Here is a 14813-nt window from a genome sequence, read left to right as displayed (position 1 = left end):
GTCCCCTATTCTTCATTGATATCATCAGGCTCAGTGTTACCAAAACGTCGTTCACGCTTATTAAAAGCCACAATTGCACTTTTGAAAGCTTCCTCATCAAAATCCGGCCAGAGCACATCGGTAAAATAAAATTCAGCATAAGCAATCTGCCATAAAAGAAAATTACTGATACGATATTCTCTCCCAGTTCTAATTACTAAATCAACGGTTGGTTGCTCATGTAGACTAATAAATTCATTTACCGTATCTTCGTTAATATTTTCTGCTAATAATGAACCCGCTTTAATTTTTTCAGCGATTAGTCTTACTGCATTGGTAATATCCCACCGACCACCATAGTTAGCGGCAATATTGAGCTGTAGTCCAGTATTATTTGCAGTTAATTCAACCGCGTGTTTAATACGGTTTTGTAATTTAGGTTTAAATCGACCGATATCGCCAATAATAGTTAATTTAACATTATGAATATTTAAGTTTTTAACTTCATCATCTAGAAACCAAGTAAAAAGTTCCATTAGAGCACTAACCTCAGTTTCTGGTCGACTCCAATTTTCACTACTAAAGGCATAAAGTGTTAAAGACTGAATCTCATTTTCGATAGCAAATTTAACCGCTTTTTGCACCGCTTCTGTTCCTGCTCGATGCCCTTTAATTCTTAACTTTCCATGTAGTTTCGCCCAACGTCCATTACCATCCATAATAATAGCAACATGCCTCGGAATTCGTTGCTGTGAGCTATCATTATCATACATAAGTTTCATGCCAGAAGAGTTCCTTTACCATAAGCTAACATAACTATTGCACTTAATTATTTTGGATAATAAAAATATAATTACTTAAGATGAGGCAAAAAATTTTCATATTTACTAAAAAGTTAATAGTTAGCTCTTTATTCATTTTTAATACCCTTAACTCATTATAATTTTATAAAAATTTAACCTGAGATAAATATAGAAACATTTAAGCATCTAAAATTATTTATTAATAGGATATTGCTAATGTTTCAATATAATTAATTGCCATTTGACGTGCTTCATTATCAATCGCTAAAACTGCATCAATGCTATCAGGCTCGGCTAAACTTAACCTCTCTACTATATCCAAATTAACTTGAGCAATATCTGTAAATCGAAGCTTTCCTGCCAAAAACGCAGCTACGGAAACTTCATTCGCAGCATTTAAAATTGTGGTTGCTGCTTGCCCATGATGACAAGCATCAATCGCTAATTTCAAACAAGGATAACGTTGGTAATCTGGAGCAATAAAGGTTAATGAAGATAATTGGTTAAAATCAAGTGCAGCCGCACCTGAAGGAATGCGATCTGGATAAGCCATACTATAAGAAATCGGTGTTCTCATATCAGGCGTACCTAATTGAGCGATCACACTTCCATCCTGATAGCGTACCATCGAATGAATAACAGATTGAGGATGAATGATAACTTCAATTTGCTCGGCTGAGGCATTAAAAAAATACCGAGCTTCAATATATTCAAGCCCTTTATTCATCATGGTTGCCGAATCAACCGAAATTTTACGACCCATAGACCAATTAGGATGATTACAAGCCTCATTAGGTGTCATGTTCTTAAGAGAAGCAAGGGCAATTTCACGGAAAGGGCCGCCCGATCCAGTTAATACTATGCGCGTTATTCCGTGTTGTTCAAGATTTGCAAAACCTAAATTATGCTGAATTTCAGTCGGTAAACTTTGAAATATCGCATTATGTTCACTATCAATCGGCAGTACCTGAGCCCCATATTTCTTGATTGCGTCGAAAAACAGTTGGCCACTCGTAATCAATGATTCTTTATTGGCTAATAAAATACGTTTACCTTGACGGATCGCAGTTAATGTTGGTATTAAACCGGCAATGCCAGTAATCGCTGACATAACTTGATCCACATTATCAAGTGCCGCTAGTTCACAAACTCCCTTTTGGCCTGATAAAACCTCAGTTTTACATCCGTATGTAATGAGTTTGTTTCTTAGCGTATTGGCTGATTTTTCGTCTGACATCGCAGCATATAGTGGTTGGAATTCTAAGCATTGCTGAACCATAGTTGCCACATTTTTATGTGCAACTAATGCGATAATTTCAAATTTTGCTGGATTTTCTTTGACTACTGATAGTGTCGTTTTACCAATTGAACCCGTCGAGCCTAAAATTGTCAGACGTATCATTGTGATATGTATGCTCTACTATTTAATTAAAAAGGATTATACCTAACTCAGCGATATAGCATAACATAAAAATGGAGCAATAAATTTAGCGATATAATAAAGCCATACTTACTTTTTATATAAAGCGTATGGCTTTATTATAAAAATGTTTAAAATTCCATCAATTCTTTTTCTTTTTGTTCCAGCGCTTCATCAACTTTTTTAATAAAATTATCGGTCAACTTCTGGATTTCATCTTGTGCACGACGTTCATCATCTTCACTAATTTCTTTATCTTTTAGTAAGGCCTTGATTTTATCATTTGCATCTCGTCGTGCATTACGAACAGATACACGCCCTTGTTCAGCATCATTACGGACAACTTTAATCAAATCTTTACGTCGTTCTTCCGTCAACGGTGGTAAAGGCACCCGTATTATAGTTCCTGCTGAAGAAGGATTAAGCCCCAGATCTGATGCCATAATGGCTTTTTCCACTGCCGGTGTTAACGTACGATCAAACACAGTAATGGCGAGTGTACGTGAATCCTCAGCAGTAATATTCGCTAACTGGCGTAATGGCGTTGCGGCACCATAATATTCAACCACTATACCATCCAATAAACTTGGCGATGCACGGCCAGTACGAACTTTACTAATTTGACTTTTCAATGCTTCAACGCTTTTTTCCATACGTTCTTGAGCATCTTTTTTGATTTCATTAATCACATTTAAACCCTTAGCAACTGGTTATAAATATTTAGGCTATAACCGATAACCCAATTCAATTATTTTAACGATGCTGATAATATCATACCGCTAAAAGTTATCCGTGTCTCTCAAGAGATTAATCACGTGAGATTAACGTGCCTTCATTTTCACCCATCACAATCCGACGTAACGCACCGGGTTTATTCATGTTGAAAACGCGAATAGGTAAATTATGATCACGAGCCAGAGTAAATGCCGCCAAATCCATCACTTTTAATTCACGTTCTAATACGTCCTGATAAGTTAACTTATCGTAAAAAACCGCATCTGAACTTTTTGATGGGTCGGCAGAATAGACACCATCAACTTTGGTGGCTTTTAAAACAACATCTGCCTCAATTTCTATACCTCGTAAACAAGCCGCTGAGTCTGTTGTAAAAAAAGGATTTCCAGTGCCTGCCGAGAAAATAACAACTCTGCCATTACGAAGCAAACTAATCGCTTCAGCCCAACTATAATTGTCGCATACACCATTTAATGGTATTGCAGACATAAGCCTGGCGTTAACATATGCACGATGTAAAGCATCACGCATGGCTAATCCATTCATTACTGTCGCTAGCATTCCCATATGATCGCCAACGACACGATTCATACCAGCCTCGGCTAGTCCTGCACCACGGAATAGGTTGCCACCACCAATAACGACACCAACTTGTATCGCTAACTCTACCAGCTCTTTAATTTCTTGCGCCATACGATCTAAAATGCTCGCATCAATACCAAAACCTTCTGAACCTTGTAGAGCTTCGCCACTAAGCTTAAGCAAGATACGTTGATATACGGGTTTTGCATTAGTTGCCATGGTGTTTCGTCCTGAGCAGATAAATTATTGAAGGTTTAAAATTCTTAGTTCAAAGTCTGAATGTAAAATAGTTGATTAGTTACTTTTCTTCATATCTTTAGTAAAAAAATATAATTTAGTTTAAATACTAACCCTAATCCGTTGAATTAAGCATATGCCGACTCAAATAATTTAGTGGCATATTTACACATAAATTATCATTGATAATAATGTATTATCAGACAGATAAAAAATAAATTATCAATATTAGATAAAACAGAACCGCCCATTGGCGGCTCTATTTATCAATTGGTATCATTATTTACTCATTGCCGCTACTTCAGCAGCGAAATCAGTTTCCACTTTTTCGATACCTTCACCAACTTCAAAACGGATAAAGCTAGTCACTTTTGCATTTTTCTCTTTTAATAACGCACCAACTGTTTTGCTTGGATCCATAACAAATTGTTGACCAGTTAAAGAGATCTCACCAGTAAATTTATTCATGCGGCCAGTAACCATTTTTTCCGCAATTTCACGCGGCTTACCCGATTGCATTGCGATATCTAATTGAATTTGATGTTCATGAGCAACAACATCGGCTGGCACATCTGCTGGTGTAACATATTCAGGTTTACTCGCCGCGATATGCATAGCAATATGTTTGACAAGCTCATTATCCGCACCTTCAGCAGAAACAAGAACCCCAATGCGAACACCATGTAAATAACAGCCGATTTTTTCACCTTCTAGGATCTCAACTCGGCGGATATTAATATTTTCACCAATCTTGGCAACGATAGCTGTACGTTGCTCTTCAAATTTTGCCTTCAATTCATCAATATTTGACAATTTATTTGCAACAACGGATTTCAATACTTCATTACCGAATGCGATAAAACTCGCATCCTTAGCCACAAAATCTGTTTCACAATTCAACTCAAGCAACGCACCAAATTTGCCATCGGCAGAAACTTCCGCCATGATCACACCTTCAGCAGCCACACGACCGGCTTTCTTAGCCGCTTTTGCTTGACCTGATTTACGCATATTATCGATAGCTAATTCAATATCCCCATTAGCTTCAACCAATGCTTTTTTGCACTCCATCATACCTGCGCCAGTACGTTCGCGCAGTTCTTTTACCAAAGCAGCGGTAATTCCAGACATGTGATTTATTCCTCAATCTATCTGATGGGAAATCATCCCATGCAGACAATTCTCATTCTGATAAGTAAAAAGGAGCCAATTAGGCCCCTATAACCAATATATTGTAATACCTGGTTCATAAGAGCTCTTCTGTGCTTAACGAAGAGCTGGCCTTATTATTCAGTCTCTATCATGTTTTCTTCTGGTTTAATCGCCTGATCTTGAGAACGACCTTCATGAACAGCTTTAGCAACAGCATCCAGATACAGCTTAACTGCCCGGATCGCGTCATCATTACCAGGGATGATATAATCAACACCATCTGGATCAGAATTAGTATCAACAATCGCAAATACAGGGATACCTAAGTTGTTTGCTTCTTTAATTGCAATATGCTCATGTTCCGCATCAATAACAAATAAAGCGTCAGGCAAACCGCCCATCTCTTTAATACCACCCAAACTATTTTCTAATTTGCTAAGCTCGCGGGTACGCATCAACGCTTCTTTTTTGGTCAATTTATCAAAAGTACCATCCTGAGATTGTGCTTCTAAATCTTTTAGGCGCTTAATAGACTGACGTACCGTTTTCCAGTTAGTCAGCATACCACCTAACCAACGGTGATTAACGAAATACTGATCACAACCATTAGCCGCTTCTTTTATAGCTTCGCTTGCTGCGCGCTTAGTGCCAACAAACAGAATTTTGCCTTTTCGGGATGCAATTTTAGTCAATTCAGCTAATGCTTCATTGAACATTGGAACAGTTTTTTCCAAATTAATGATATGCACTTTGTTGCGCACACCAAAGATGTAAGTTTTCATCTTTGGATTCCAGTAACGAGTTTGGTGACCAAAGTGTACGCCTGCCTGAAGCATATCGCGCATGGAAACAGTTGCCATTTGAACCTCTATAATTTAGTAAATTGGGGTTATGCCTCCACAGATCCCATTCCCCGACTCATTAGCTGTAGGCTTTCCTACATAAGAGCACCCCGGAAAATGTGCCGATCTGTGTGTGTTATAACACAGTTAAGTTTATGTTAGAGCTATTCTGCGTTTTCTACAGTGAAAATACGCAGAATGCCGGCGCGCTTTATACCATAAAATAAGATAAAACACCACCCATAGTTATATTTTTCTGTATTTAAGTCATTTAGCTGAATAAAATTCATTATGATAATATTTTATTATGTGTTGTTGTTAATGCCATAATTTTTATAATTTTTTTCACCTCTCACTACAATAATTCAATTTAAAAATAACCGAACATGACTTTTAGGCTATTTTCATATTTTTAAAAAAATTGATATGTTAAGTCGTTAGTTGGCATAACCGCGCTTCGCTGCTAACATAAGCGTCAACATACATTATTTATATTTAATCAACATAATTGGCTGATAAGTGCATTATTACTCACTTGAATCGGCATAAATAGGCAGAATTCATGGCTATCTCAATTAAAACGGAAGAAGATATTCAGAAAATGCGTATCGCCGGACATTTGGCGGCAGAAGTGTTAGAAATTATTGAACCTTACATAAGACCAGGCGTTTCCACCGGTGAACTTGATCGTATCTGTCACTCCCATATTGTCGAAAAACAGCAAGCTATTCCAGCCTGTTTAAATTACCATGGCTTCCCTAAGTCTATTTGTACCTCTGTTAACGATGTTATTTGCCATGGTATACCGAGTGATAAAAAAACCTTAAAAGAAGGTGATATCATTAATATTGATGTCACCGTTATTAAAAATGGCTTCCATGGCGACACTTCCAAAATGTTTATTGTCGGTAAACCAACTATTCAAGGCGCTCGGTTATGTAAGGTAACACAGGAAAGCCTTTATCTTGCCTTAAAAATGGTCAAACCGGGTATTCGTTTACGGACGATAGGTCAGGCAATTCAAAATTTTGTTGAACAACATCATTTTTCGGTTGTGCGAGAATATTGTGGCCATGGTATTGGTCAAGTTTTTCATGAAGAACCTCAAATATTACATTACGATGCTGATGACGGCGGTGTAATACTGCAAAAAGGCATGACGTTTACTATCGAACCGATGGTAAATACGGGCGATCGTCGTATTAGAACAATGAAAGATGGTTGGACAGTAAAAACAAAAGATCGAAGTTGGTCAGCACAATATGAACATACGTTAGCTGTCACCGACGATGGGTGTGAAATTTTAACCTGGCGAAAAGAAGAAGAACCATTTATTTCGGCTATATTAGTGAACAAATAATTTTCTGCTTGGCCTCCATAATTTTGGAGGCTTTTATGTGAATGATATTGTTTTACTGTTTTTATTGTTTATTAATACCATTTATTTAGTGAGCTCATAATCAGATATCCTGCAGCAATTTCGGTTACGCAACCATGATGAAAAGTAATCAACCTGTCTCGCTCATCCTTACTCTTGATAAATTATCTCAAGAAGAGTTTACTTTACCTTTATTAAAACAACAGGTAGAGCGCTTGCAAAAATGGTTAGAACAATCTTTTAAACAGGGTGTTACTGCCGCTGAACTGATTGCTATCCGTAGCCATTATCTTGATAAATTGTTACAACGTCTTTGGCAAATTAATGGTTTTGAGGCAACTCCTCAATTATCCTTAATTGCAGTAGGCGGTTATGGCCGGCAAGAATTACACCCTCTTTCTGATATAGACTTATTAATTTTAAGTCAGCATTCTTTGGCTACCACTAACACGACTAAGATTGGTCAATTTATTACACTATTATGGGATTTAGGTTTTCAAATTGGTCATAGTGTGCGCACATTTGATGAGTGTTTACAGGCAGGACAAGCAGATTTATCAATTGCAACTAATTTATTTGAATCAAGGTTGATTTGCGGCGATCAAACTCTGTTTCGAGCATTACAGGAAGCCATATTTAGCGATAATTTTTGGCCATCCGATAAGTTTTTTGCAGCCAAACGTAATGAACAACACCTACGCCATCAACGTTATCACAGTACTAGTTACAATCTTGAGCCAGATATCAAAAGTAGCCCCGGTGGTTTACGTGACATTCATATATTGTTATGGGTCGCTCGCAGACATTTTGGCACCACTACCATTGAGCAGACAGTTCATTTCGGCTTTCTAAGCCCGGCAGAATATCGCGAGTTAAAAATATGTCTAAATTTTTTACTTCGTATCCGATTTGCGCTGCATTTAATAATAAAACGTTATGATAATCGGCTACTATTTGAACATCAATTAAATGTTGCTCACTTACTCGGTTATCAGGGTGAAGGCAATCAATCCGTTGAGCAAATGATGAAAGATTACTATCGTGCCACACGACGTGTACGAGAACTCAATAGCATGCTGCTACAACTGTTTGATGAAGCTATTCTTAGCGAAAAAAACCTAACTGCACCACATAAACTTGATCATGACTTTCAACTTAGAGGAGATCTGATCGATCTGATTGACAGTACACTTTTCCAGCGTGAGCCCGCTGCCATATTACGGCTATTTTATCAAATGGCCGAACATATAAATATTCAAGGAATATACTCGGCTACGTTACGTCAATTACGGCTTGCTTGTCAAAAACTGGCTAAACCTCTGTGTGAAATTCCGCTTGCTCGTGAAATTTTTATTACTATTTTGCGACATCCTAGAGCGGTAAAAGGTGCCATTGTTCCCATGCACTTACATGATGTACTTAGTGCTTACATGCCGGTTTGGCAAAATATAGTTGGGCAAATGCAATTTGATCTTTTTCATGCTTACACCGTCGATGAACATACTATTCGCGTATTACAAAAACTTGATCAATTTGCTGATCACAAAAACAATAGCCAGCACCCTTTATGCGTTGCCATTTATGCTAAACTTGCTCAGCCTGAAATTTTACGTCTGGCGGCTATGTTTCATGATATTGCTAAAGGTAGAAAAGGTGATCACTCTGAACTGGGCGCAAAAGATGCAAAGCAATTTGCCCTAGCCCACGGCCTCACTGAGCATGATTCATCCTTAATTGCCTGGCTTGTACGTCAACATCTTTTGATGTCAGTGACCGCCCAACGGCGTGATATTCAAGATCCTGTGGTTATTAAACAATTTGCCAGTGAAGTAAAATCAATAAACCGTCTAGATTTTCTTCTGTGCCTGACTGTTGCCGATATATGCGCAACCAATAATACCTTATGGAATAGCTGGAAACAGAGTCTTTTAAAAGAGCTGTATCTGTTAACTAAAAATCAATTAAATCAAGGTACACAAGCAATACCTACTTTACGTCAACGTATCCAACTCCATCGCCTGCAAGCGTTAACCCAACTACGTGAAAAAAATATTGATGAAGATGAACTGAAAAAATTATGGTCACGCTGCCATGCTGATTATTTTTTACGTCATAATCCACAGCAACTTGCATGGCACGCCAGCGCGCTATTAAAACATAATTTAAATGAACCGCTAATACTGATCAGTACAATATCTGTTCATGGGGGTACCGAAATTTTTATCTGGTGTCCAGATCAGCCTTCACTATTTGCCGCCGTTGCCGGAGAACTTGATAGACGAAATCTTAATATTCACAGTGCTCAAATCTTTACTAACAAAGATAATATGACGATGGATACCTTTGTGGTTTTAGATCCTAAAGGACAACCTCTGGCTAATGATCGCTATGAAAATATTCGCCAAGCTTTATTAAAAGTTATTAAGACTCCAGATAGTAATACATTGAAAACGCGTAACGTCCATCATAGATTTCGCCATTTTAATGTACCTACTAAAGTTTATTTTCTGCCCAATCAAAATGCTAGACGAACTTATATGGAACTTATTGCCCTCGATCAACCCGGATTATTGGCACAGATCGGTAATATATTTACGGAAATGTCCGTGCTTTTACACGGAGCCAGAATCACAACGATTGGCGAAAGAGTTGAGGATTTGTTTGTACTTACTGATCAAAACAACCAAGCACTTGATCAAAATAGACAACAAAAACTGGCAGAAAAATTAGCACAAACCCTGACTTCAATAGACAAAGAAGAAAGTAAAAATGTTAAATAATTACAACCCAGAGGATGAGTAATTTTATGGAGCAACTTAAAACTATTATTGAAAATGCTTTTGAACATCGAGCAGAAATTACACCGGCGACGACCGATATTCAATTAAGTGATGCAATCAATCAGGTTATAAACCAACTTGATAAAGGTCAGTTAAGAGTTGCTGATAAGATTGATGGACAATGGATAACTCATCAATGGTTAAAAAAAGCTGTGCTACTCTCTTTTCTTATCAATGATAATCGATTAATCGAAGGTGCAGAAAGCTGCTATTTTGACAAAGTAGCTATGAAATTTGCTGACTATGATCATGCCCGTTTTCAACAAGAAGGATTTAGAGTTGTTCCACCAGCAACGGCTCGAAAAGGCGCGTATATCGCCAGAAATACTGTTTTAATGCCCTCCTATGTTAACATTGGTGCCTATATTGACGAAGGATCCATGATAGATACCTGGGCCACCGTTGGCTCATGTGCGCAAATCGGTAAAAATGTTCACTTATCCGGTGGTGTTGGTATTGGTGGTGTGCTAGAACCCTTACAAGCTAATCCAACCATTATCGAAGATAACTGTTTTATTGGTGCTCGCTCTGAAATTGTTGAAGGTGTCATTGTTGAAGAAGGCTCGGTTATTTCAATGGGGGTCTATATTGGCCAAAGTACCAAAATTTATGATAGGCAAACTGGTGAAATTCTCTATGGCCGAATTCCGGCCGGCTCTGTCGTCGTCGCAGGTAACTTACCGGCCAAAAATGGCAACTATAGCCTATATTGCGCGATTATTGTCAAAAAAGTCGATGAGAAAACCAGAAAGAAAGTTGGCATTAATGAATTACTAAGAACATTAGACTAAAATTTATCATAGCGGATTATTAGTTATCTATCCGCTTACTCTTATTATTATGCTAACCTATAATAATTGTTAAACAACCTTATTCCAGCAATATTAATATGTATGATAATCTAAAAAGTTTAGGTATTACTCAACCTGAAGATATTGATCACTACACCCTTCGCCAAGAAGCTAACCATGACATTCTAAAGATCTATTTTCGCAAAGATAAAGATGAACATTATGCTAAAAGCGTAAAATTCAAATATCCACTGCAACGAAAGCTGATTAATCTTGATAATAATCTCAAAGAAATCAATGAAATTAATCTCCACCTACAGGATGTGATCGAAGAATTAAATCAAATTTGTCAACATGACCAAACCAAACATGATTTAAAAAGTAAGATATTAAATGATTTATGCCATTTAGAATCTGTAGTAATAAGCAAAATTGCTGAAATTAAATCAGCTTTAAAAAAGCTCTCCTAAAAAATTCACAGCTAGCTTATTTATGCTAATACTAACTGGCTGTTGAGCCAAATTTACATTTCACGCAAACAAACTAGCATAACTATTAGTATTAAAATTTATACCATCGATGAATGTCGACTCTCGAGTTCAGGCACAATACCTAACCATCCAAACTGTGATAACAAATGTATCCAAGCATCATCCCACTTTGCTATCAACTGCAATTTATCACCTGTCATTGGGTGTTTAAAAGATAAATAACTCGCATGTAACATTAAACGACTGGTAGCAAAATGGTGTGCAACCCCACGATTTTGGCGCAGATCGCCATGTGTAGTATCACCAATTATAGGGTGACGGACATGTGCCATATGGCGTCTTAATTGATGCTTGCGACCGGTCTTCGGCTTCAGCGCTAACAGAGAGAAACGTGAAGTAGGATAACGACCTATCTCTATCGGACATTCAACTTTAGCCAATGGCGAATAATGAGTAATACACGATTGAGGTTGGCTTATTTTGCTAGCATATTTGTCAGCAATTTTATCTTTTTCCTCCTTCAGTGGATAGTCGATAATACCGGCTTCATTAACATAGCCCCGTACGATCGCGTGATACTTTTTTTCTACTGCATGGTACTCAAATTGCTGCGCTAAAAGGCAGGCAACTTCACTAGAAAGTGCCATCAATAACACCCCTGAAGTTGGTTTATCTAAACGGTGAACAGGGAAAACATACTGGCCAATTTGATCACGCACTGTTTGCATGACAAAACGAGTTTCATGACGATCAAGCCAACTCCGATGTACAAGCCATCCAGCGGGTTTATGTATTGCAATTAAATGCTGATCCTGAAAAAGCACTTCAAGCATCCGTTATTTTACCTTGTGAAAAAATTTTATCTAACGCATGTAAATATTCCAATAATTGGCAATAGCGTCCATCTGGTTCTTTTTTATAGATTTCTTCAAAATAGCGAGTGATAGCAAATACGTTTGGTAAAGCAATATCTTGTTCAATAGTCTTATAGAGTTTAGGTAATAGTACCCATTGCAACCATTCATGTGCCTCCATAGTGTCAACGGCAAAAGGCAAATGACTAGCAAAAGCTTCCGCTGGCGGCGGTGTATTACGCCAAAGATTAAGATTTTTCATTTCAGCTTCAATGAGACGAAGTTTTTCTATAACTAACAAATTGATATTCATTTCCTACACTATTACCATAAGTAAAAATAAATGAATCATAACATTATTAGCTATCAAACAAAAAAACAGCCTGCGATTTTAATTTTATTACCCATTAGTAAATCTTAATAAAACAGCCAATCTATAAAAATTTAATCATTTAAAATACACTTATTAATTATGAATAACATTACTGACCTATAATGTTATATTTTATCAGCGACTGAGACATTAAAATAATCTTTTGTAAACCTATCTTAACCATAAAAAAACCAGCCTATAAAATCGACTGGTTATATAATATGTAACGCTATTAAATAGAATATTTATGCATCCTGCATCATCAGCATCCTGCTGAAAATATCTTCCTACTATTTACGAGGTAGTTATTTGTAAGCAATCATACTTATCATTCGTTATCCCTAACACTACCCTTCTTATTTCTCTATATTATTAAACATCTAATAATTTCAAAGTTAGAAAATAAACGTTCTTTCACCACTTATTATTAGTAACAATCACTGAATCTATTCCGTGCAATAAACTGCTATCAGATTATTTCTACTTCTCGTTACGATTTATGGTTCATTTGATAAATGCTAACTTATCGGCGGGCATAAGAATGTCGGATTTATCTGAGGAACACAAGAATAGAAAAAATAGTTTTTAATCATTTTTTCTCGATAATTACAGAATATTTTTTTATCCTACTGAAATAAAAAATATTTCATCTCGCCTCATGGTTTAAAAAGCAATAAACGCAGACATAACTTACATAATTTGTAAGCCATATCTCACAGAAAAAAAAGTAAATATCTTAATTACATTTCAATTACAGGAGTAAGTTGTTTTAAAAATTCAATCAGGTTACCCGCTAAGACACTACGCGTTATTTGACCCAATGTTTCTAATATAACTTGGCCAGTGATATTATCTACAGAAATAATTTCAAATTCAGAATCTAAACTGCCAATAAAGAGGGTTGGGGTTAGTCTATGTCTTTTTTGCGTAATTAAATGTGCAATTAAGTTCTTTTGTAAACGAGTAAAGTCTGTCATATTCCATACCTGAATTAAATCAAGTTGCCTACCTTGAAACCTTACTCGCATATCAGCTGCTAATTGCGTGGTATAAAATTGATGAATATTAGGGTAAAAATGGATTTCCAGCGCTTTTTCAACAGAATGTAACTTTTCATTTAGCATTGGAAAAGGTTTAGGTAACCAATAGATAACTTCATCTTTACTATATTCTATACAAGGCGAAGGGATGCTGTAAAAACTATCACTAGCCGGTAACCCCCCTGTTTGCTGTTGCCAATAAGCAATATAACGCTGTGTAAGTTCCTTTAATGCCTGAGAAATCGTTGCTTCCATGGTCAATTATTCTCATTAGTGATGAATTATAGAGATAAATCATTCTAATATATAAAAGTATCATTAGGTATTATTATCTATCTGCGCAATTAGTTGTTAAGCTATACATTAAACAACAAACTTACTCTAATATATCGATTAAACTAGCAACTATCTTACTGATTTTCTATTTTAGGAAGGAACTCTATGCCAATTTATCAAGATAATGGCGAGCTACAACACCTAACGCTCGGAAAAAAAACCGAATATCAAGATAACTATGCACCTCATCTACTGCAGGCTGTTCCACGTCGCTTAAATCGACAACCCTTAGGATTATCATCAGATAAATTGCCTTTTCATGGCGCAGATATTTGGACACTCTATGAGCTTTCGTGGCTAAACAGTCGTGGCGTACCGCAAGTTGCTATCGGCCATGTTACCATTAATGCTAATAGCGTAAATCTGATTGAATCTAAAAGTTTTAAGCTCTATCTAAATAGTTTCAATCAAACAAAATTTATCAGCTGGCAAGAAGTTGAAAAACAACTAACCCAAGATTTGACTGCATGCGCGGCAGGAGAAGTGATAGTAAAATTACAGCCACTCACCATTTTTACCGATCAAACTATTAATAATCTGCCTGGTGAATGTATTGATGAGCAAGAGATAGAAATTACTGATTATGAATTTAATCGTAATTATCTTAAAAATGCCACCGAGAGTATACTGGTAGAGGAAACATTAGTTAGCCATCTGCTAAAATCTAATTGCTTAATTACCAACCAACCTGACTGGGGCTCCATACAAATTCATTATTTTGGCCCTAAAATTGATAGAGAAAAACTACTCCGTTATCTAGTCTCTTTCAGACACCATAATGAATTTCATGAACAATGTGTCGAGCGCATTTTCAATGATATTCTTCAGTTATGTCAACCAAATAAATTAAGCGTTTATGCCCGTTATACACGCCGTGGCGGGCTGGACATTAACCCTTGGCGTAGCAATGAGAATTCCCAGCCAACAATAATGCGATTAGCACGGCAGTAAGGAGTTTTA

At 36.8% G+C, this 14813-nt stretch carries 14 protein-coding genes; 5 read left to right on the top strand and 9 right to left on the bottom strand.

Features of this window, described 5'->3' with window-relative positions; all coding sequences use genetic code 11:
* Positions 1-5 precede the first annotated feature (5 nt).
* From uppS to rpsB, 6 genes are all read right to left on the bottom strand, one after another.
* On the bottom strand, positions 6-761 hold the full coding sequence (gene uppS / locus ArsFIN_RS02960) for a polyprenyl diphosphate synthase (RefSeq protein WP_026822081.1): 756 nt from the start codon (positions 759-761) through the stop codon (positions 6-8).
* A gap of 220 nt (positions 762-981) precedes the next feature.
* Positions 982-2184, bottom strand: coding sequence for a 1-deoxy-D-xylulose-5-phosphate reductoisomerase (gene ispC, locus ArsFIN_RS02955; protein WP_026822082.1), 1203 nt, complete (start codon positions 2182-2184; stop codon positions 982-984).
* Positions 2185-2333: 149 nt separating this feature from the next.
* Entirely contained in the window at positions 2334-2891 is a 558-nt protein-coding gene (gene frr / locus ArsFIN_RS02950; RefSeq protein WP_026822083.1) for a ribosome recycling factor, read from the bottom strand.
* A gap of 118 nt (positions 2892-3009) precedes the next feature.
* Entirely contained in the window at positions 3010-3738 is a 729-nt protein-coding gene (pyrH, locus tag ArsFIN_RS02945; protein WP_026822084.1) for a UMP kinase, read from the bottom strand.
* Between the two features lie 297 nt (positions 3739-4035).
* The gene (gene tsf / locus ArsFIN_RS02940; RefSeq protein WP_026822085.1) at positions 4036-4887 is read right to left on the bottom strand and encodes a translation elongation factor Ts; all 852 of its coding nucleotides are present in this window, start codon (positions 4885-4887) and stop codon (positions 4036-4038) included.
* A gap of 155 nt (positions 4888-5042) precedes the next feature.
* The gene (rpsB, locus tag ArsFIN_RS02935) at positions 5043-5768 is read right to left on the bottom strand and encodes a 30S ribosomal protein S2 (RefSeq protein ID WP_026822086.1); all 726 of its coding nucleotides are present in this window, start codon (positions 5766-5768) and stop codon (positions 5043-5045) included.
* 544 nt (positions 5769-6312) lie between these two features.
* Here rpsB and map point away from each other — a divergent pair.
* The 4 genes from map (at position 6313) to ArsFIN_RS02915 (ending at position 11229) form a co-directional block, all read left to right on the top strand.
* The gene (map, locus tag ArsFIN_RS02930; protein WP_026822087.1) at positions 6313-7110 is read left to right on the top strand and encodes a type I methionyl aminopeptidase; all 798 of its coding nucleotides are present in this window, start codon (positions 6313-6315) and stop codon (positions 7108-7110) included.
* Positions 7111-7247: 137 nt separating this feature from the next.
* Entirely contained in the window at positions 7248-9908 is a 2661-nt protein-coding gene (gene glnD, locus ArsFIN_RS02925; protein WP_135678153.1) for a bifunctional uridylyltransferase/uridylyl-removing protein GlnD, read from the top strand.
* A gap of 26 nt (positions 9909-9934) precedes the next feature.
* Positions 9935-10759, top strand: a complete 825-nt coding sequence (dapD, locus tag ArsFIN_RS02920) for a 2,3,4,5-tetrahydropyridine-2,6-dicarboxylate N-succinyltransferase (RefSeq protein WP_026822089.1) — start codon at positions 9935-9937, stop codon at positions 10757-10759.
* A 98-nt stretch (positions 10760-10857) separates the two neighbouring features.
* Complete coding sequence (locus ArsFIN_RS02915; protein ID WP_026822090.1) at positions 10858-11229, top strand: DUF3461 family protein; 372 nt, start codon at positions 10858-10860, stop codon at positions 11227-11229.
* A gap of 98 nt (positions 11230-11327) precedes the next feature.
* Here ArsFIN_RS02915 and truC read toward each other — a convergent pair whose 3' ends face one another.
* From truC to syd, 3 genes are all read right to left on the bottom strand, one after another.
* Positions 11328-12083: a tRNA pseudouridine(65) synthase TruC gene (gene truC / locus ArsFIN_RS02910; RefSeq protein ID WP_026822091.1), complete on the bottom strand. Its 756-nt coding sequence runs from the start codon at positions 12081-12083 to the stop codon at positions 11328-11330.
* Positions 12076-12417: a YqcC family protein gene (locus tag ArsFIN_RS02905; protein WP_026822092.1), complete on the bottom strand. Its 342-nt coding sequence runs from the start codon at positions 12415-12417 to the stop codon at positions 12076-12078. Before ArsFIN_RS02905 ends, truC begins: the two co-directional genes overlap by 8 nt.
* An 800-nt stretch (positions 12418-13217) precedes the next feature.
* On the bottom strand, positions 13218-13772 hold the full coding sequence (syd, locus tag ArsFIN_RS02900) for a SecY-interacting protein (RefSeq protein WP_026822093.1): 555 nt from the start codon (positions 13770-13772) through the stop codon (positions 13218-13220).
* 186 nt (positions 13773-13958) lie between these two features.
* Here syd and queF point away from each other — a divergent pair, with 186 nt between their 5' ends.
* Positions 13959-14804, top strand: coding sequence for an NADPH-dependent 7-cyano-7-deazaguanine reductase QueF (gene queF, locus ArsFIN_RS02895; protein WP_026822094.1), 846 nt, complete (start codon positions 13959-13961; stop codon positions 14802-14804).
* Positions 14805-14813 lie beyond the last annotated feature (9 nt).

Origin of the sequence: Arsenophonus nasoniae, from assembly GCF_004768525.1 — a bacterium.
In the GTDB taxonomy this organism is placed as follows: domain Bacteria; phylum Pseudomonadota; class Gammaproteobacteria; order Enterobacterales; family Enterobacteriaceae; genus Arsenophonus; species Arsenophonus nasoniae.
Note: the sequence above shows the minus strand (reverse complement) of the source record. Positions and strands in the feature narration are given on the sequence as shown.